The sequence below is a fragment of the Rhodococcus sp. IEGM 1372 genome, from assembly GCF_030056835.1.
In the GTDB taxonomy this organism is placed as follows: Bacteria; Actinomycetota; Actinomycetes; order Mycobacteriales; family Mycobacteriaceae; genus Rhodococcoides.
Genome location: NZ_JASHKS010000004.1, coordinates 317,439 through 337,117, shown reverse-complemented (window position 1 = coordinate 337,117; position 19,679 = coordinate 317,439). Strand labels below are relative to the sequence as shown.

15 protein-coding genes are annotated in these 19,679 nt (G+C 64.1%); 6 read left to right on the top strand and 9 right to left on the bottom strand.

Annotation, left to right across the window (positions count from 1 at the left end; genetic code table 11):
- Nucleotides 1-165 precede the first annotated feature (165 nt).
- The 3 genes from QM590_RS07915 to QM590_RS07905 all read left to right on the top strand — a co-directional run bounded on the left by QM590_RS07915 (nucleotide 166) and on the right by QM590_RS07905 (nucleotide 4,526).
- Complete coding sequence (locus tag QM590_RS07915; protein ID WP_269596797.1) at nucleotides 166-720, top strand: DUF6764 family protein; 555 nt, start codon at nucleotides 166-168, stop codon at nucleotides 718-720.
- Nucleotides 721-1,115: 395 nt separating this feature from the next.
- A complete protein-coding gene (locus tag QM590_RS07910) occupies nucleotides 1,116-3,404 on the top strand; it encodes a DUF222 domain-containing protein (protein WP_283279008.1) in 2,289 nt (762 codons plus the stop codon).
- Between the two features lie 168 nt (nucleotides 3,405-3,572).
- Entirely contained in the window at nucleotides 3,573-4,526 is a 954-nt protein-coding gene (locus tag QM590_RS07905) for a methyl-accepting chemotaxis protein (protein WP_269594444.1), read from the top strand.
- Nucleotides 4,527-4,539: 13 nt separating this feature from the next.
- On the opposite strand, the gene QM590_RS07900 is transcribed toward QM590_RS07905, so the two are convergent.
- Nucleotides 4,540-5,469, bottom strand: a complete 930-nt coding sequence (locus QM590_RS07900; RefSeq protein WP_269594443.1) for an SDR family oxidoreductase — start codon at nucleotides 5,467-5,469, stop codon at nucleotides 4,540-4,542.
- 120 nt (nucleotides 5,470-5,589) lie between these two features.
- Complete coding sequence (locus QM590_RS07895) at nucleotides 5,590-6,429, bottom strand: helix-turn-helix transcriptional regulator (RefSeq protein WP_269594442.1); 840 nt, start codon at nucleotides 6,427-6,429, stop codon at nucleotides 5,590-5,592.
- 78 nt (nucleotides 6,430-6,507) lie between these two features.
- Between QM590_RS07895 and QM590_RS07890 the strand changes: the two genes are divergently transcribed.
- Nucleotides 6,508-7,233, top strand: a complete 726-nt coding sequence (locus QM590_RS07890; protein WP_068051766.1) for an SDR family NAD(P)-dependent oxidoreductase — start codon at nucleotides 6,508-6,510, stop codon at nucleotides 7,231-7,233.
- Nucleotides 7,234-7,247: 14 nt separating this feature from the next.
- Here QM590_RS07890 and QM590_RS07885 read toward each other — a convergent pair whose 3' ends face one another.
- The 6 genes from QM590_RS07885 to QM590_RS07860 all read right to left on the bottom strand — a co-directional run bounded on the left by QM590_RS07885 (nucleotide 7,248) and on the right by QM590_RS07860 (nucleotide 14,860).
- Nucleotides 7,248-7,748, bottom strand: coding sequence for a metallophosphoesterase family protein (locus QM590_RS07885; RefSeq protein WP_068051769.1), 501 nt, complete (start codon nucleotides 7,746-7,748; stop codon nucleotides 7,248-7,250).
- Nucleotides 7,749-7,775: 27 nt separating this feature from the next.
- Nucleotides 7,776-8,534: an iron ABC transporter ATP-binding protein gene (locus QM590_RS07880; protein WP_269594441.1), complete on the bottom strand. Its 759-nt coding sequence runs from the start codon at nucleotides 8,532-8,534 to the stop codon at nucleotides 7,776-7,778.
- The gene (locus QM590_RS07875; RefSeq protein WP_269594440.1) at nucleotides 8,531-9,550 is read right to left on the bottom strand and encodes an iron chelate uptake ABC transporter family permease subunit; all 1,020 of its coding nucleotides are present in this window, start codon (nucleotides 9,548-9,550) and stop codon (nucleotides 8,531-8,533) included. Before QM590_RS07875 ends, QM590_RS07880 begins: the two co-directional genes overlap by 4 nt.
- Complete coding sequence (locus QM590_RS07870) at nucleotides 9,537-10,505, bottom strand: ABC transporter permease (RefSeq protein ID WP_269594439.1); 969 nt, start codon at nucleotides 10,503-10,505, stop codon at nucleotides 9,537-9,539. The genes QM590_RS07875 and QM590_RS07870 overlap by 14 nt, the downstream gene beginning before the upstream one ends.
- A 33-nt stretch (nucleotides 10,506-10,538) precedes the next feature.
- Nucleotides 10,539-11,507 (bottom strand): siderophore ABC transporter substrate-binding protein, encoded by a 969-nt coding sequence (locus QM590_RS07865; protein WP_269594438.1) that lies wholly within the window; start codon nucleotides 11,505-11,507, stop codon nucleotides 10,539-10,541.
- A 77-nt stretch (nucleotides 11,508-11,584) separates the two neighbouring features.
- Nucleotides 11,585-14,860, bottom strand: a complete 3,276-nt coding sequence (locus QM590_RS07860) for an error-prone DNA polymerase (RefSeq protein WP_269594437.1) — start codon at nucleotides 14,858-14,860, stop codon at nucleotides 11,585-11,587.
- Between the two features lie 124 nt (nucleotides 14,861-14,984).
- Between QM590_RS07860 and QM590_RS07855 the strand changes: the two genes are divergently transcribed.
- Both QM590_RS07855 and QM590_RS07850 read left to right on the top strand, forming a co-directional pair.
- A complete protein-coding gene (locus QM590_RS07855) occupies nucleotides 14,985-17,114 on the top strand; it encodes an MMPL family transporter (RefSeq protein WP_269594436.1) in 2,130 nt (709 codons plus the stop codon).
- A gap of 34 nt (nucleotides 17,115-17,148) precedes the next feature.
- Nucleotides 17,149-19,149: an SDR family oxidoreductase gene (locus QM590_RS07850; protein WP_269594435.1), complete on the top strand. Its 2,001-nt coding sequence runs from the start codon at nucleotides 17,149-17,151 to the stop codon at nucleotides 19,147-19,149.
- Between the two features lie 9 nt (nucleotides 19,150-19,158).
- Here the strand turns inward: QM590_RS07850 and QM590_RS07845 are convergent, their stop codons facing one another.
- Complete coding sequence (locus QM590_RS07845; protein ID WP_269594434.1) at nucleotides 19,159-19,668, bottom strand: hypothetical protein; 510 nt, start codon at nucleotides 19,666-19,668, stop codon at nucleotides 19,159-19,161.
- Nucleotides 19,669-19,679: the final 11 nt, after the last annotated feature.

Below are 19,679 nucleotides of genomic sequence, written 5' to 3'. Positions count from 1 at the left end.
CCGCGACCGCTGCAGTCAGGGTGCGGAGAACCGGACTTCTACGACGATTCATCCCCGGATGCCAGCGGCACCGTTACACAAACCTCACCGGCTTGCTGCCATGGACTCGCGGGGCGGGGTACCGTGTGCCGCACCGGCCCGTTTCGCTCGTGAAGGAGCTTTCTTTTGTTCTCTGTTTCCCTCCCCCGTCTCTCGTCCTCCACCTCCTCCTCCGCGCGCACGTCCAGTCGGTTCGGTAGTCGAATTGCCCGCACCGCAGCAATATTCGCCATGGGCTCGGGATTGACGGTTGCAGCCCTGTCGGGCACGGCCACTGCGTCGGCAGCCCCCGTCAACTGTGTGTCTCCGCCCTCGGCCAACGACATCCAGGTCGACGACACCGCGAGCTGCGGAGCAACCTCGAACGGAACCGGACGGGCCACCGCAGGTGCTGCCGACAGCGGCACCGCAGTCAGCGTCAACGACGGCCCGGGCGCGACGACCACCTACGCCAACGGATACGGCGTCGCCCTCGGAGCGAGCAAGAATGCAGGGACGGCGTACGCACTGGCACTCGGCGGCGGAATCGCTCATTCGTGGGCAGACGCCGGACAGACGACACTCGCTGTCGCCGGGTGGGGATCGGGCGCTACCTCCGAGGCTCAGGGCGTCGACTGCGTCGGCCCCCTGTCACTGGCACTGAACCTCACGAGCGGCCAGTTCTGCGTCCTCGGTAGCTGATCGCCCGGTTGCAGACACAAATCCGGTCTACGGAGCCGATTACCCCGACACGAACTTGTCGAGGTAATCGGCTCCTCCTACATACACGGTGTGACCGGACCGCCTGGGCCGCTCCGCACATCCCTCGGGGAGCCGCGGCGCGGCCCGTTCGGTTTGCTCGAGGACTCCGACGGGCACCTGTTGCCTCCTCGAGACTTGGCAATGATTTGGGGCCGGCCACTCGAACCAGTCTGGCGATGGGCGCAACGATGGAACGAGGGTGCCGGCCCCGATCACCAGCTCTGACCAGCAAGCCAGCTGCCCCGAAGCGCCTTTCCGTTCTTGTCGGTGGGTCGAGATAGTCTTCTTTCAGTTCGAACGCACGTTCTGAATGTTGCTCACCGGGGGGTGAAAAGATGGGTGCAGTACCGACCGTGTCACTGGAGGCGTTGACCGCTGCCGCGCGTGAAGAGAATCGGCAGGCGGCCCGCAAGATCACCGCCTGCTATCGCGTGCACTGCGACTGGATCACCCGCGACACCAAACACAAGCATTACAGCCGATACGGGCGCACGGAAATGTCAGTGGCGTTGGGCTGCTCGGCGACCGTCGCCGAAGCGTATGTCTCCGTCGGCGTTGCTCTGCACACCCGGATGCCGCTGCTACGGGCAGCGTTCGAGACCGGTGAGATAGACCTTCCCCGTGTGCGGACGGTATGCCGGATCCTCGACAACCTCTCCGACGACATCGTCACCCGCGTCGAAGCCGAGGTGGTCGAAGCGGCGCGGAGATCGTCCCCGGGCCCGCTCGAACAGGCCATCTGGGACATCCTGCTGCGCGTCGCACCCGAGGAAGCCGCAGCGCTGCGGGAGTTCGCGAAGAAATTCCGCACCGTCACCTACAGTCCCGCCGGCGAACTCGCCCGCATCCGAGCAGAGCTGACCGCACCCGAAGCCGCCGCCGCATGGCAACTCCTCGAAGAGATGGCCGACACCCTCTGCCCGAAAGACCCGCGCGGGAAGAAAGAACGACTGTGCGATGCATTCATGGCCCGCATGCACGGCGAACCCCGACTGAGCTGCCTGTGCCAACGCACCGACTGCCCCAAAACCGAGGCAGTGCTGCCGGATCGGCGGGTGCCGCTCACGATGATCACCGTCGACATCGCCACCCTCATCGGGCTACTCGCCAACCCGGCCTATCTGGCCGGGCACGGTTCCATCGACCCCGACCTCGCACGAGAGTTGGCACGCAACAGTCACTGGCAGATCCTGCTCACCGAAGCAGTGACGCTGGCGGAGAAACTCGGGCTCGCTGTACAGAACCCAGACACCGGGGAATGGGAACGAACACCGAAAAACCCCACGCCGGAAACAGAAGAAGATACGGATCCGCCGACGAACACCGACCCGGCAGCATCAACGGCAGCGTCATCGGCATCGGTAGCGAGCACCGGCTCGGCAGCACGCGGGAACAGGACTCGTAGAGACACAGCATCGGCAACGGACTCCGAGACCGGATCCGGCACTTCCACCGATACCGATGCGACCACTGCACCGGAAACGGAACCGGCGAACGAATCCGCCGCAAGCAATGACCCCGACACCGAATCAACCACCGCACCATCACCCACCCCGGCTTCTTCGCCGACACGCGTGACGGCAACGGCCACTGCGCCAGCACCGGCGACAGCAGCGGACTCGGCCTCCGGCCCGGGGACAAATCCCGGCCGTGGCTCCGATGCAGCACAAGTACCTGCGCCGATTGCGGAGACGGCACCCAACGTTGCGTCCGATACACGTTCAGCTGCAACACAACACGAACGGTCCGACACCGCAACGGCGGCACCGACGGATGAAACTTCAACAGCAATGGAGGACGGACCATCGAGTCCGAGCGCTGACACATCCCCACACACAGCCGACAGCCGCGACAACCAGCGTCGCCCGCAATCGCTGACCTCCGCCGCAGCCCTGTTCTGCACCCACACCCCCCTCGCCCGGGGCACACGGCACAGCTCTGCCCTCGACCTGGACGACATCAGACATCCCGCCCACAACATGAGAGCACTCGACCTACGCTCGGCAATCCGGCCGAACAACCGAACGATCCCCACTGCAGGCCACACACCCGCAAACCGCACACCCTCAGGCATCTACCTCGGCAACGCCTCCCTCGCCGCAGCACTCGAAGCCGCCATCGCCGCAGACCCCACCCTCGGCAAATCCGTACCCCGCGACCCACTCACCGACCGCGCCCTGATCTACCGACCCGACGCCCTCACCACCGCAGCCGTCCGCCTGCGAGACAAACACTGCCGCTTCCCCGGCTGCCACCGACCCGCCGCACGCTGCCAACTCGACCACATCGTGGCCTTCGACCACGCCAACCCACGCGGCGGCGGCTGGACCACCGTCAACAACCTCCAATGCCTCTGCGACTACCACCACTCCGTCAAAACCGCCGGCTACTGGACAGCCGTCATGCTCCCCGGCGGAGCGATCCTGTGGACATCGACATCCAAGACCACCCGAATCACCCTGCCCACCAACGCAACATCCGTACCCATCCTCGGCAACGACCTCAGACCACACATCCCCACCACACCGAAACGATCCGGCCACATCGCCTACCCCAACCCACCCGACAACCTTGAGCCCGAAACAGAACCAACAGCCGAAGACACCGACACCCCGCCCTTCTGAAGATCGGAGTTTCACGGAAGTACGGCGGACCCATGCCGCGCGTGCACCAGGGCCGGGGAGCCGAACCCCGCTGCACGAACCCGCTCGGCCCCGACCGTCGCCGAACGTCGACGTCGGCCCACGCGGCCTGCAGAGTGGCCCTCGCTGATCGACCGGCATACTCGAGAAATGAGCAATCCACGTGCAACCGCTCGCCCCAGAGCACTGACGTTGCACGGCCGCATCCGAGTGTTGACGATGAGCGTGGCAGCCCTGGCGGTCGCAGTGAGTGCTCTCGCGATCTATCTCGTCGCGGAGCAGGCCCTCCGCTCACAGATCGCGGACCGCGTGGAACGCAACAGCGACGCCATCATCGCCAGCGCGGCAACGGGGGTTCCGGCCAATCTGCTCGGCTTCGCCATCGGAGACACCGAGGGCACCGCAGTGAAGGTCGCCTTCGCGACGACTGACGGCGCATTGGTGACGTCGACGAACGGCTCCGAGCCGTTCACCAATTCCGACGGCGTTCTGGACGCCGCGGAAAGATCGGTCATCGACGGCGACACCGATCAGTCCCTGCGCGAGGCGCGGGGCTATTACATTTCGGCCAAGCGCACCGACACCGGCGAAACGATCCTGGTGGCCGAATCGCTCACGTCGGCGTCACCGCTACTCGGCAAACTCACGCTGGCTCTCGTACTCGTCGGGGCGTTTCTCGTCGCACTGGCAGGTGTCGCTGGCGCGGCCGTGGCACGCACCGGACTCCGCCCGGTCAGGCGACTGCGGGCCGGTACCGAACGTGTTGCCCGCACGGGAGCTTTCGAGCCCATCGACGTCAACGGGGACGACGAACTGGCATCACTTGCCAACAGCTTCAACGAGATGTTGGCTTCCCTGTCTCGTTCACGAGCGCGGCAGGGTCAGCTGATCATCGATGCCGGTGCGGAACTGATGGAGCCGCTGACGGCGTTACGCACCAACATCGATCTACTGATGTCACTCGACCGGCCGGATACTCCGGATATGCCGGAGGACCAGCAGGACCGATTGCGCGTCGAAGTCATCGCTCAGATGGACGTCATCATCGGGCTGGTGCACGACTTGGTCGACCATGCCCGGGAGCCCTCGCCGACCCCTCGGTGACGACCGAGAACTTTCAGGACGAGAGCCGCACGCCGGTCAGGTGTTCCGAGGCGTCCCAGAGGCGACGCGCATCGTCCATCCTGCGCATCGGCTTCCACATGCCGACCTCGGTCGGTGGCCCGCCGATGACTCGCTTGGGGCCGAAGAACTGATCCCCACCTGCGTCGCTACGAGCGGCCGCAACGAATCCCGGCTGCGCTGCGCTGTCCACAGTGCCGGCAATGCCGAGGCGGGCAAGAACGCCGATCAATCGTCGGCCGGCAGAATCCTTCGGTCGCCCCAATCCCGGTTGTGCCGCAAGCAGATTGGTCGGCGAAATCCCCGGGTGAGCGATATTGCTGGTGATTCCCCAGCCGCCTGCCCTACTACGAGCCTCGAGTTCACGTGCGAACAGAGCCACCGCGAGCTTGGATTGGCTGTAGGCCTTCATGACGTCGTAGGAACGCTCCCAATTGAGGTCGTCCCAATTGATGGTCGCCGATCGCGCCGCAATGCTCGTCTGATGGGTGACCCGCGCACCACCCTTCCGCAGCAGCGGCAGCAGACCGAGGGTGAGCGCGAAATGGCCGAGGTGATTGGTACCGAACTGCAGCTCGAACCCATCCCGGGTGACCTGACGCTCGGGCGGCTGCATGACGCCGGCGTTGTTGACGAGAATGTCGATCGACCGGCCTTCCGAGACGAGTTCGCTCGCCAACGCTGCCACCGAGTTCAGTGACGACAGATCCAACGTGCGGGTGCTGATCTGTGCGCCGGGTACTGCAGTCCGGATCGACTTCGCAGCACGCTCCCCCTTGGCGGCGGAGCGGACCGGCATGACGACCTCGGCTCCGGAGCGGGCGAGTTGCGTGGCGATGACCGTTCCGATCCCGTCGCTTGCTCCCGTGACGACGGCAATCTTCCCCGTCAGATCGGGAAGTGAGGTGTGTGTTTCGCGGCCCATGACAAGCTCCTGTGCTGGTGTCGATCTGCGGATTCGATCTGCAGAACCCATGTTCGACGATCACTCCGAGCTCATCCAGGACTTCCCGATCCACTGATACGGCCGAGACCGTGGATCACGTCAGGACAGAACCTGGGTTCCCACCACCGCGAGCAGCTCCAACTTGGCGTAGCTTTCGCTGCCGGGGACTGCCGTGTACACCAGCAGCCGATGCGCTTGCTCGGGGTCCAGAAGGGTCTGACAGTTCAGCTCCAGCAGACCGACCGTCGGGTGCAGAAATCGCTTGAAATCGGGCGGGCGAACCCCCACTTCGCGCTTCGCCCACAGTGTTCGAAATTCCTCGCTGACCTCGAGGAGCTCTGTGGAAAGCTGAGCAGCTGTCGACTCGGGCCCGCGAAGAGTGACGATTTCGCGCAGACCCGACGCGTACACCCGAGACAGCGCTGCACGCTCCTCGGGCGGATACGACCGCCGGGCCTCGGGGTCGGTGAACCAGCGATACCCCAGACTTCGCTCGGGGCCGGTGCGCTGCGAGGCATCGCCGGTCAGCGCCGCACCCAGCGGCGTCTGACGGAGCGTCTCTCCGAGTTCGGACACGATCTCGGCGGGCGTGTCGTTCAGTCGATCCAGAATGCGTAGTAGTCCTGGGCTGATGTGGTCGCTCGACGACCCACGCACAGGAGGATTGTGCCCGGCGAGCCGGAACACGTGATCACGCTCGCCGAGCGACAGATGCAATCCCTGCGCGATGGAGGCGATCATCTGAGTCGACGGGGCAGGTCCGCTGGCCCGTTCGAGTCGTGCGTAATAGTCGGTCGACATGTGGCACAGTTCTGCGACCTCCTCGCGGCGGAGGCCTTGCGTGCGTCTGCGCTGCCCCCGTGGCAGACCGACGTCCTCCGGCTGCAACGACTGCCGTCGCTGCCGGAGAAACGCCGCCAATTCCGGTCGATCGATCACGTCGGTTCCTCCTTTCCCGCGTGTGCGTATCGCGTCTGCAGTGCATTGTGCCTGCTGCGCGATGGTTATTGTCGAGAGATGAATGCTCCCTTGACCGTCGTCACCGGCGGTAGTCGCGGAATCGGCGCGGCGGTGTCCAGGCGGCTGGTGGCCGACGGGCACGATGTGGTGATCGGCTATCGCTCCGACGCCACTGCCGCGGAAGCGTTGGCCGCCGAATTGTCGACCGACGGCCGAACGGTGATCGCCGTGCAAGCCGATACCACCGACGAGCAGGCGGTGATCGATCTGTTCACCGCAGCCGCCGAGATCGGCGCAGTCACCGGTCTGGTGAACAACGCCGGTTCGGCGCGCGCCGTGGGCGCGCTGGTGGACAACGACATCGAGACCATCAGAGCGGATCTCGACGTCAACCTCGTCGGGGTTCTCACCTGCTGCAAGTACGCGATCGCGGCGATGGCCGAATCAGGTGGCTCTATCGTCAACATCTCCTCCGCCGCCGCGACACTGGGCAGTCCGGGCATGTACGTCCACTACGCGGCAGCCAAGGCCGCCGTCGATACACTGACGGTCGGACTGTCGAAAGAAGTTGCCGCGCAGAACATCCGCGTCAACGCAGTGGCACCCGGGATCATCGAGACCGACTTCCACCGAGATCGTGAGCGGCCACAGAAGATGGCGTCGAGCATTCCCCTCGGTCGCCCCGGTGTGCCGGACGAGATCGGCGGTGCGGTGTCGTGGTTGTTGTCCGAGGATGCGCGATACGCGACCGGAACCGTCATCAGGGTGGCCGGCGGAATGTGAGTACGTCGACTCCTCTATCGAGGGGCGATGCGGTGCAGCTCCACATCCGTCAGCGCACCACCTTCGGCCGTGGCCGTCATGTACGTACAGAACGGTTGCCGACGCCGATCCGTCGGCGATCCCGGGTTGAGCAGCCGTAGGCCGTTGTCCGCGACCGTGTCCCACGGTATGTGACTGTGGCCGAACACGAGCACGTCCGTCTCCGGGTACGCCGCTGCCATTCGTCGTTCACGTCCCGTCGCGGCACCGGTCTCGTGCACCACGCTGAATCGGACTCCGCCGAGCACGACGTCGGCGCGTTCGGGCATCAGAGCCCGCAACTCTTCGCCGTCGTTGTTGCCCCAGCATGCAACCAGTCGACGCGACCGCTGCGAGAGTTGCTCGAACGCAGCCAGGTTCACCCAGTCGCCTGCATGGATCACCACATCGGCGTCGTCCACAGCCGACCACACCTCGGCGGGGAGATCACGAGCGCGCTTCGGGAGATGAGTGTCGGCAATCAGCAGCAACTTCACCACTCGATTGTGCACGTCGGCGATCCACTACCGCACATAGACAGCAGTGCGGTGCCCCTCGACGACGTGGACGCGAACCGGGGTATCGAACACCTCGGTCAGCACGTCGTCCTGCATCATCTCCTCGGCGGTGCCCGTGTTCACGATGCCGCCGTCACGCATCGCAACGATACTGTCGGAGTAGGCAGCTGCGAAGTTGATGTCGTGCACTACGAGCACGATCGTCTTGCCCAGTTCGTCTGCAGCACGACGCAATTGCTTCATCATCAACACCGAATGCTTGAGATCGAGATTGTTCAGGGGCTCGTCGAGCAGAAGATATTCGGTGTCCTGAGCCAGCACCATCGCCACGAACGCTCGTTGCCGCTGCCCACCGGAGAGTTGATCCAGAAATCGCGCTTCGAGGGCCTTCAGGTTCAAGAATTCCAAGGCGTCGTCGACGTGCGCCTCGTCCTCGGGACCGAGCTTGCCCTTCGAGTGCGGGAACCGGCCGAACCCGACCAGCTCACGGACCGTCAACCGCGCGGTGATGTGGTTCTCTTGACGCAGGATCGACAGGTGTTTGGCGAGTTCCCGAGACTTCGTGACGCGAACATCCATCCCGCCCACGGTGATCGTGCCCGAGGTCGGATCGAGCAATCGCCCGATGATCGTCAGCAAGGTGGATTTTCCTGCACCGTTCGGTCCGACGAGCGAGGTGATCCCGCCCTCGGCAATGGCGCCGGTGACAGGACCGAGGACGACCACGTCCTGATAGGACTTGGTCACATCACGAAAGTCGATCACAGCGTGCCCCTACGAAGAATCATGATCAAGAACAGGATGCCACCGGCGAATTCGATGATGACAGTGAGGAATCCGCCGGCGTAGAAGATGTGCTGCATGACGAACTGCCCGAGCAACAACGTCAGGAAGCCCAGCAGGAACGCCATCGGGAGGACGTAGATGTGCTTGTAGCTGCCGGTGACCTGGTAGGCCAGCGTCGCCACGATGAAACCGAAGAACGTCATCGGTCCCACGAGCGCCGTCGAGAACGCCACCAGTAGAGCGATCAACATCAGCATCGACGTCAGTTCGCGCTTGTACGACACCCCGATCCCCATGGCTGCCTCCCGCCCGAGAAGCAGTGCGTCCAGGTGGTGTCGTCGCTTCCACAGCACGATTCCGGCGAACAGGCACACCCCGAACGCCAACGGCAGGTAGTCCCCCTTCACCGCGCTCAGTCGGCCGAACAGCTCGACCGAGAGCATGTCGTATTCGGTGGGTGAGAGCAGGCGTTGCAGAAACGTCGAGATACTGTCGAACGCCAACCCGAGCACGACGCCGACCAGCAGCATCAGGAACAGGCTGCCGAGCTTTCCGGAGAACAGCCAGCCGTACAGCACGGTGGCCAGTGCCACCATCAATGCCGTCTGTGCCAACAGCTTCGGGATCCCTTCGGTGTCGGCGATGACGGTGCCGCCGAAGACGAACACCATCAGTGTCTGCATCAGCGTGTAGAGCGAATCGAACCCGATGATGGACGGTGTCAGAATGCGGTTGTCGGTGACGGTATGAAAGACCACCGTGCCGAGGCCGTGCGTGAACGCCGCAACGGCCATGGCTCCCACCATGTTCAGCCGCCGAGGGAACGCGAATGCGAACGATCCGCGCACGAACAGGAACAGAAAGCACACGATGGCGATCGCCACGATCACCGAGAGCACCGCCAACCGCATCCTCGGAGTGAAGCGCGAGGCCTTGGGTCCGTCCAGAACCGGGCCGGCGATGCGCGGGGCCACTCGGGAACTAAGCACTGACATACCGGCGCTGCCTCACGATCAGAACGACGAACACGACTGCCCCCAGAACTCCGAGAACGACCGATGCGGGAATTTCCATGGGTGCCACAACTGTTCGACCGACGAGATCGCATGCCAGCAGCAGACCGGCGCCGACGAGCGCCACCCAGGGGAGGTTCTTGCGAACGTCGTCGCCGAGCATCATCGACACCAGGTTGGGCACGATGAGTCCGAGAAACGGAATGAACCCGACGACGACCGTGGTGACGCCGGTCGCCACGGCAACCATGGCGACTCCGACCAGAACGATCTGCTCGTACCTGATACCGACGTTGGTCGCGAGCTCCTTACCGAGCCCGGCAACTGTGAAGCGATGCGCCAGCAGGTATGCCAGCACCGCAATGACGATCACCGCCCACATCGGTTCGTAGAACCCGCGCACGATGCCACTGAACCCTCCGGACCGCCAGGCCGACATCGCCTGCAGCAGATCGAAAGTCCCGGCGAGGAACGTGGTGACGGCCCCGACGACGGCCCCGAGCATGATGCCGACGAGCGGCACCACCAACGTCGTCCGGACCGACAGTCGCCGGAGCACGCCGACGAACAGCAGCGTGCCGACCAGAGCGAACACCGTGGCGATGAGCATCTTGGTCATCGGCGGGGCGTCGGGCAACACGATCAATGTGGCCAGAACGCCGAGGCCGGCCCACTGCGCCGTACCGGCGGTGGTGGGCTCGACGAACTTGTTCTGGGTGATCATCTGCATGATCACCCCTGAGATGCTCATGGCCATGGCTGCGAAGATCAACGCCAGCGTGCGCGGAACCCGCGAGATCAGGAACATGTTTCTGGCCGCGGGATCGTCGACCATCGAAGCGACGGTGATGTCGTATCCACCGACGAGTAGCGACGCGACGGTCAACAGCGTCACGACCACCACGATCGCGGCAAGCAGGAGTCTCTTGTTCGTCATGTCGGCAATGCGTCGAACGGTGTTCGCCGGGGCCTACGCGGCGTTCTCGAACGCGTCCGAAATCGATTGGAATGCTTCGGTGTACGCCTGGATTCCCTCGCGGGTGTAGAAGAACGGATCGAGGTAGATGATCTGGTCCTCGGTGGTGAAGGTGGTGTCGGCGAAGGCTTCCTGTGCATCGAAGACGGCCTTGGCGGGGGACGAACCGGGCTCACCCGCTGCGGCGTCGCGGTCCAGAACGATCACCCAATCAGGGTTGGCCTGAGCGATGGTCTCCGGTGCCAGACCCGAGTCACCATGGACATCGCCTGCCTGCCCTGCGAATACGTCGGTCAATGTGAGGGGTTCGAGGAGACGACCGATGCGCGCTGCACCGTTGTCGATCTTGCCGCCGTTGACGTTGGCAAGAAACACCGTCTGCCCGGTGGTCTGCGCCGCGGCGGAAGCCTCCGCAGCGTCGAGGGCCGCGATGATCTCGGCCGCCCGGTCCTCCTTGTCGAAGATGACGCCGAGTGTCTCGGTCTGGGTCTTCAGAGTGTCGACGAAGTTCTCCTCGTCGGGCGAGATGTCGATGGTCGGCGCGATCTGGCCGAGCTCGTCGGTGTACTCCTGAAATCGGTAGCCACCGATGATGAGATCGGGTTCTGCTTCGCTGACCACTTCGAGGTTCGGTTCGCGATGAGTTCCGACGTCGAGAATGGCATCGTTGTCGATCCACTCCTCGAAGCCCGTCGACGGCATGATGGGTTTGGGCAGAGCGACCGGCTCGATACCGAACGCCCGAAGCGTCTCGAACGAGGTGTTGTCCAGTGCTGCCACGCGCACCGGATTCGCGGGAACCTCCATGCTGCCGTTGTTCGTCTCGATGGTGACGGTTGCGGCGTCGGTCGACTCACCTGTGGCCGAGTCGGTGCTGCACGCACCGAGCACGAGCAGCGAGGTCGCGGCGGCTGCGACAAGCAGGCGGGGGGCGCGGAACGTTCTCACTTCGGTGTACTCCATTGCTCGATCTTTACTGGAACTTTGGTTGAGCAGTAAAGTAGCACTTAGGCAAGGCTATGCAAATTTTAGCTCGAGAATCAGCGAAAGTCCCTGGATCTGGATGCGACTCGAAGATCCATCAGTTGCAGATGATCGGCCACCACGGTCACCGCACCCTCGGCGTTCTGCACCTTTCCCCGAATCAGCAGCGCCGGAGCCGTGATCGCCAGCTTGCGGTACTTGGCCCACAACCCGACCGAGCACACCACGTTGACCATTCCGGTCTCGTCCTCGAGGTTGATGAACGTGACACCTCCGGCAGTTGCCGGCCGCTGGCGATGCGTCACCGCTCCGCCGACCAGCACTCGGTCTCCGTCCGGAATCTGCAGCAGCCGGTTCGCGGGAATCACGCCGAGCGAATCGAGCCGATCTCGAAAGAACTGCGTGGGATAGGAATCCGGTGACACACCTGTTGCCCAGACATCGGCCGAGGCCAGGTCGAGATCCGACATTCCCGGTAGCGCAGGCGCTTTCGTCGACGCACCGATGCCGGGGAGCAGTCCCGGACGCTCCCCCGCCGCTGCACCCGCAGCCCACAGTGCTTCTCGGCGAGTGATGCCGAAACACCCGAGTGCGCCTGCCGTTGCCAGCGACTCCGCCTGCGCCACCGACAGTTCGACGCGTCCTGTCAGGTCCAGGAACGAGGTGTAGGGCCCGTGTGCGTCTCGTGCGTCGACGATCTTCTGGGCCACTGCGGTCCCGATGAACTTCACATCGGCCAACCCCATGCGAATCTCGAGGCCATCCGCCTCGAGATTCGCATGGCCGAGACTGGCGTTCACGTCTGCACCGTGGACGAGCACACCGTGCCGCCTGGCGTCGGCGACCAGGGATTGCGGTGAGTAGAAACCCATCGGTTGAGCGCGCAGCAGGCCGGCACAGAATGCCGCCGGGTGGTGCAGCTTGAACCACGAGGAGTAGAACACCAGTGAGGCGAAACTCTGCGAATGGCTCTCGGGGAAGCCGAAATTGGCGAATGCGGACAGCTTTTCGTAGATTCGGTCTGCCGCCGCGCCGGTGATGCCGTGAAGATCGCGCATCCCGTCGTAGAACCGCCCACGCAGCAGTTCCATCTTCTCCGGTGATCGCTTCGACCCCATCGCACGACGCAGTTGATCGGCATCGGCGGCACTGAAGCCGGCGACGTCGATGGCCATCTGCATCAGCTGTTCCTGGAACAGCGGAACTCCGAGTGTTCGATCGAGTGCCTTCTTGAGCGACGGATGCTCGAAGATCACCGGCTCGAGTCCGTTGCGGCGCTTGATGTACGGGTGCACCGAACCACCCTGGATCGGACCGGGACGGATCAGCGCGACCTCGACCACCAGATCGTAGAAGTTGCGCGGCTTGAGCCGCGGCAGAGTGGCCATCTGCGCGCGAGACTCGACCTGGAACACCCCGACCGAATCGGCTCGCTGGAGCATCTCGTACACCGCAGGCTCGGACAGGTCGATCGAGGCGAGTTCGATATCGATGCCATTGTGCTCGGCGATCAGGTCCATCATGTAGTGCAGCGCCGAGAGCATGCCGAGCCCGAGCATGTCGAACTTCACCAAACCCACTGCGGCACAGTCGTCCTTGTCCCACTGGAGCACACTGCGATTCTCCATCGTCGCCCATTCCACCGGGCAGACGTCCGCGATCGGCCGATCGCAGATCACCATGCCACCGGAGTGAATGCCGAGGTGCCGGGGGAAGCCCTCGATCTGCCGCGCGAGTTCGAGAACCGATTCGGGAATACCGTCGCCCTCCTGATCACCGATTCCGGACCAGCGGGTGATCTGCTTGCTCCATGCGTCCTGCTGCCCCTGCGAGAAGCCGAGCGCACGGGCCATGTCTCGCACGGACGACTTGCCGCGGTAGGTGATGACGTTGGCCACCTGAGCGGCATGAGTGCGGCCGTACTTGGCGTAGACGTGTTGGATCGCCTCTTCTCGACGATCGGATTCGATGTCGATGTCGATGTCCGGAGGCCCGTCGCGCTCGGGTGCGAGGAACCGCTCGAACAGCAGCTTGTTCGCCACCGGGTCGACGTTGGTGATGCCGATCGCGAAGCAGACAGCCGAGTTGGCCGCCGAACCTCTTCCCTGACAGAGGATGTCGTGTGTCTTGCAGAAGTGGACGATGTCGTGGACCACCAGGAAATAGCCGGGGAATTCGAGCCTCTCGATGATGTCGAGCTCGTACTCGAGCTGCGAGTAGGCCGCCGGGTTCGCCGACTGCGAGCCGTACCGACGGGCGGCCCCCTCGAACGTGAGTCGACGCAGATAGCTGATCTCGGTGTACCCGTCGGGCACCTCGAAGGGCGGGAGGCGTGGCGCGATCAGCTTCAGATCGAACGAACACTCACGACCGAGCTCGACGGCACCGCGCACCGCGCCCGGATAGTGCTCGAACAGTTCCGCCATCTCCGCTCCGGACCGTAGATGTCCGCCGCCGGTCGGTGCCAACCAACCGGCGGCCTCGTCCAAACTGCTCCGAGCGCGCACAGCGGCCATCGCCATGGCCAATCTCCTGCTGCGCGGACTGGCGTAGTGCGCGGCCGTGGTCGCGATCGTCGGAAGACCGTACTTTCGAGCCAGCATCGCCAGCGCATCGTTGCGCTCGTCGTCGTCGGCAATTCCGTGCCGGGTGAGTTCGACGGTGACGCGATCGGCCCCGAAGCGATCGACGAGAGTGCGCAGCGCGGACTCGGCCGCCTCCGGACCACCGCGCGAGAGTGCCTGCCGAACATGGCCCTTCCGACAACCGGTGAGAATCTGCCAGTGCCCGCCCGCTGATTCGGTGAGTTCGTCGATGTCGTACTGCGGCTTGCCTTTGACCCCACCGGCCAGGTGTGCGGCCGCGATCCGACGCGAGAGCCGGCGATACCCCTCCTGGCCGCGAGCGAGCACCAGTAGATGAGTGCCGTCGGGATTGGTCTCCCCGGCTCGGGATCGATGCGTGTCCAGTGAGAGTTCGGCACCGAACACGGTTCCGATGCCGAGAGCTCTGGCCGCCTCGGCGAAGCGCACGACCCCGTAGAAACCGTCGTGATCGGTGATGGCGATGGACTCGAGGCCCAGGCGTACCGCCTCCTCGACCATCTCCTCGGGCTGCGAGGCACCGTCGAGAAAGCTGAACGCCGAGTGCGCATGCAATTCTGCATACGGCGTCGTGGACAGCACGGGCTTGTCGATGGTGCGGTCGTAGACGTCCCGCTTTCGCGACCAAGCCGGGCTGTCGCCACCGTCGCCCTCGGCCGCCGGCTTGGGACGTCCGGACAGGACGCGCTCCATCTCCGACCACGTGGGTGGTCCGTCGTTCCATCCCATCGAGCCCTCCCCTCACCGCATCGCCGTTGCATCGAACACTTGTTCTAATGAGAGCACGAGGGTCCGACACGATCAACTACAGTCGAGTCGCCACTGACCCCTTCCACAGAGCCGGAGCACCGTCGTGACCCGTTGGGCCTCGTTCGTCGTATCGCACAAACGATGGGTACTGGCTGTCGTCGTCGCCGTCGTCACCGTCGGCGGGGTGTTGGGACTGAGCGTCTTCTCGAAACTGAGCGAGGGCGGCTACGCAGACGCCGGCAGCGAATCGTCCGAGGTGGCACGGCTCGTACAGGGCATCGGCCAACCGACTCCCGACATCGTGGCGATCTACACCGCACCCGAGGGCGAGACGATCGACGACATCGGCCCCCGAGTGCAAGCGACGATCGACGAGTTCACCGGTCGATACACCCTCGGCAACGTCAACTCGTACTGGACCGCAGACCCGGTCAGCAGAGAATTTCTGATCTCGAAAGACCGAACCAAGGCCTTGGCGACGGTATCCCTGGGGGCGAACTCTGGCGTCACGTTCAACACCTTCGGCGACCTGCCGCCCCAGCTCGAAGTACCCGGCATCGAATCGCAGTTCGCCGGCGCATCGGTGGTCGGGGTATCGCTCAGCGAGACCCTCGAACGCGACCTCGTCCGCTCCGAGATCATCGCTGTTCCCATCACGTTGCTGCTGCTGATATTCATCTTCGGCGGCGTCGTCGCCGCAGCGGTCCCGGTGTTCGTCGGCATCCTCAGCGTGCTCAGTTCACTGGCCATCCTGCGGGTGCTCACCGAGTTCACCGAAGTCAGCTCGTTCTCCATCAATGTCGCGTCGCTTCTGGGGCTCGGCCTTGCCATCGACTACGGACTGTTCATCGTCAGCAGATTCCGCGAGGAACTACGCGGCGGGTCGACGCCGTTCGACGCGACCGTCCGCACGGTGTCCACCGCAGGCAAGACCGTCGTCTTCTCCGGACTGCTGCTGATCTGCGCATTCGCGGGCATGCTCGTCTTCCCGCAGGCGGTGATCCGATCCCTCGGGTTCGGGGCCATGGCGGCGGTGGCGAGCGCGGCCGTCCTGTCCCTGACCGTGATTCCGGCGCTGCTCGTAATCCTCGGCCCCCGCATCAACTCCTGGACGTGGTCGCGTACCGCGTCCGATCGCAGCGATGCACGGGCACACAAGTTCTGGGGCGGCGTCGTCACCCGCGTGATGAAGCATCCGGGAATCGTCGCGGCCGTCATCGTCGCCGGGTTGCTGATCATCGCCACCCCGATCCTCAAGGTCTCGCTCGGCGAGGTCGACTACACGGCGCTGCCGAAGGACAATCCTGCGCGCATGGCGTTCGAGACGCTCGGCACCGACTTCGAATCCACCGGCGAGGGTGCCACCGTGGTTCTTCGCGGCCTGGACGGCGTCAAGCCTCAGGGCGCACCCATCGCAGCCCTCACCTCGGCTGTGGAATCCACACCGGGTATCGCTCGCGCCGAATTCCTGGGCTCCAAGGACGATTTCGTGACACTTCAGGCGTCCTACAGCGAGCCGAGCGGCGGCCTGACCGAGGCCGAATCTCAATCCGAGGCAGTGTCTGCACTGCGCTCGATCGCCCCTCCCGACGGCACCGAGATCCTCGTCGGCGGCGGACGAGCCAACGTCGACGACGGCAATGCTGCCATCGCGAAGTGGCTACCGGTGATGATCGCCATCATGGTCGTCTCGACGCTGGTGTTGCTGTTCCTCGCGTTCGGCTCGATCGTGCTGCCCGTCAAGGCCGTACTGATGGCCGGACTGAGCCTGGGCGCAACCTTCGGCGCACTCACGTGGGTGTTCCAGGAAGGCCACGGAGCCTCCCTGCTCGGCGTCACCCCAGGACCGCTCGAGTCGACGTTCGTCGTTCTCATCCTCGCGGTCATCTTCGGCTTGTCGACCGACTACGAGGTGTTCCTGATGTCGCGCATGGTCGAGGCCCGCGCGGCGGGAGCGACTACCGAGGAAGCGGTGATCTTCGGTGCCCAACGCACCGGACGCATCGTCACTGCGGCGGCGTTGATTCTGATCGTCGTCACCGGTGCCTTCACCATCTCGGGTCTGTCGATCATGAAGTTCCTCGGCGTCGGAGTCATTCTGGCTCTGATCATCGACGCGACGATCATCCGTATGTTGCTGGTTCCGTCCTTGGTCAAACTCATGGGCGAGGCCAATTGGTGGGCACCCGCCTGGATGAAGAAAGTGCACGAAAAAGCCGGTATCGGGCACTAGCACCGGAACTTACTTCAGAGTAGGGTCGGCTCGCATGGCGAACTTCATCGTAACCGGCGGTACCGGGTTTCTCGGGAAGAACGTGCTGCCCCGATTGCTCGAACGCGATGCACTCGCGGCAATCCACGTGCTGGTGCGTCCGAGTTCGGTGGCACGACTCGAGCGACTGGCACAGCACCTCGACGGCGGCGACCGAATTCATCCGCTGGTCGGCGACCTCACCGAGCCGGAGCTCGGACTCCGAGACGTGCCTTCCGACATCGACCACATCCTCCACCTCGGAGCCGTCTACGATCTGACCGCGGGCGACGAGCAGACCCCGACCAACGTCGCCGGAACGGCCTCGGTGATTCGTCTCGCCAAGAAGACGGGGGCTCGCCTGCACCACATCTCGTCGATCGCCGTCGCGGGCGACCACCGAGGAACGTTCTCGGAGAACGACTTCGACCTCGGGCAAGCCTTTCCGACGGCGTATCACCGCACCAAATTCGAGTCCGAGAAGCTGGTGCGAGACAGCGCTGTGGACTGGCGGGTCTACCGGCCCGCCGCGATCATCGGCCACTCGGAGACCGGTGCGATCGACAAAGTGGACGGGCCGTACTACTTCTTCCCGTTCTTCGCCGAACTTGCCAAGCTGCCTTCTGCCATACCGATCACGGTGCCGAAGATGGGCTCCACCAACCTCGTTCCGGTCGATTACGTCGCTGACGCCATCGTCGAGCTCGTACATCGAGACACCTCTTCCGGCAGCGTGTTCCATCTGGTGAACACGAGTCCGCAATCCATGGCCGAGGTGTATTCCGCATTCTCGTCGGCAGCCGGATCGCGAGCGAAGATCGTCGACGTGCCGGGTGCACTGGTCGCTCCGGTCGTCTCCCCCAAGTACCGAGCCGTACGCAAGCAACGCGACGCCGCCCTCCGTGATCTCGGCGTACCTCCGGTGATGCTCGAGCACTTGACCCTGCCCACGGTGTTCGAGTCGGCAGCGACACAGAAAGCATTGCAGGGCAGCTCGATTGCACCGCCTCCACTGCGCACGTACGCCGATCGCGTGTGGACCTACTGGCGGGAGAACTTCGATCCCAAGCGCAATCGCCGAAACGATCCGCGCGGACCACTGTTCGGTCGTCACATCATCATCACCGGCGGCTCCTCCGGCATCGGCCGGGCCAGTGCCGAGGCGGCCGCACGCAAGGGCGCAGTGGTCATTCTTCTCGCACGCGGGCAGGATCAACTCGACGACGTGGTCGAAAGAATCCGCGAATCAGGTGGCACCGCATACGGTTACCCGTGCGACGTGACCGACAGCGAGTCGGTCGAGCACACCGTGAAAACCGTTCTGAGCGAACACGGTCATGTCGACATGCTGGTCAACAATGCCGGGCGATCCATCCGCCGCTCGCTCTATCGGTCCACCGATCGGTTGCACGATTACGAGCGCACCATGGCCGTCAACTACTTCGGGGCAATTCGGTTGGTGCTGGCGCTGCTGCCACACATGCGCGAACGTCAGTTCGGGCACGTGGTCAACATCTCCAGCGCTGCCGTCCTGGGACACCCCCCGCGGTTCTCCGCCTATGTGGCCAGCAAGGCAGCGCTCGACGGGTTCACCGATGTTGCTGCGGCAGAAACACTCTCGGACGGAATTACGTACACCACGATCCACATGCCGCTGGTGGACACTCCGATGATCACCCCGACGGGCGACAAGAACGTCGGCCCGGTGTTCTCACCGGAGAAGGCCGCGGCCATGGTGATCCGCGCATTGAGCGACAAGCCCAAACGCATCGATACGCCGCTGGGAACGCTCGGACAGTTCGGAGCCATCTTCGCCCCCAAGGGCAAGGACCGCACGATGCACCAGCACTACCGCACGTTCACCGAGTCCGCGGCTGCCAAAGGAGAAGCGCAGGTACCCCTCGAGGACGGAAAGGTGCCCTACCGAGTCCGGCCGTACGATCCGAAAGCTCCGAGCGCACGCATCGGCAAAGTGATCCGTCGCGCCGGCAGATTGGTTCCCGGCACCAGCTGGTGACCGGCGGGGTCAGCGCAGCAGTGCCTTTCCCCAGACTCGCAGGAATCCCTGACTCAGGTATGCGAGAGTGGCGATGGCCAGCACCCATTTGACGGTGCTGACCACGGTGGTGGCGCGAACGACGGTGTCGGTGATCTGTTCACGGTTGTCGACCAGTATCAATCCGACGATGTTCTCGATGTAGTCGCCGGCGGCAGAGGCCACGGGTGCGACGGCCAATGCCGTCGTCGCTGCAGGGCTCAGCGGCGTCTTGTCCGCCAGGCTCCTCGCGCCGGCACGCAATGCAACGGCGTAGATCGCCGGATGGACGAAATCGGGCAGATAGTGGCTGCGGAACCGGGCGATCTCGGTCTCGTCCATGCTCGCCAGGATCTGCCGATAACGCTCGGCGGACCACGCCGTCTGCACGGCAAGCACTTTCGGAGCTGCTGGGCCGAGCAGTCGGGCGATGTTGGCCTGGGATACGACGAACAGTGCCGACCAGCCCAGCATCCTGCGATCGAGCGCACCGATAGTCATGTCCGAAGACA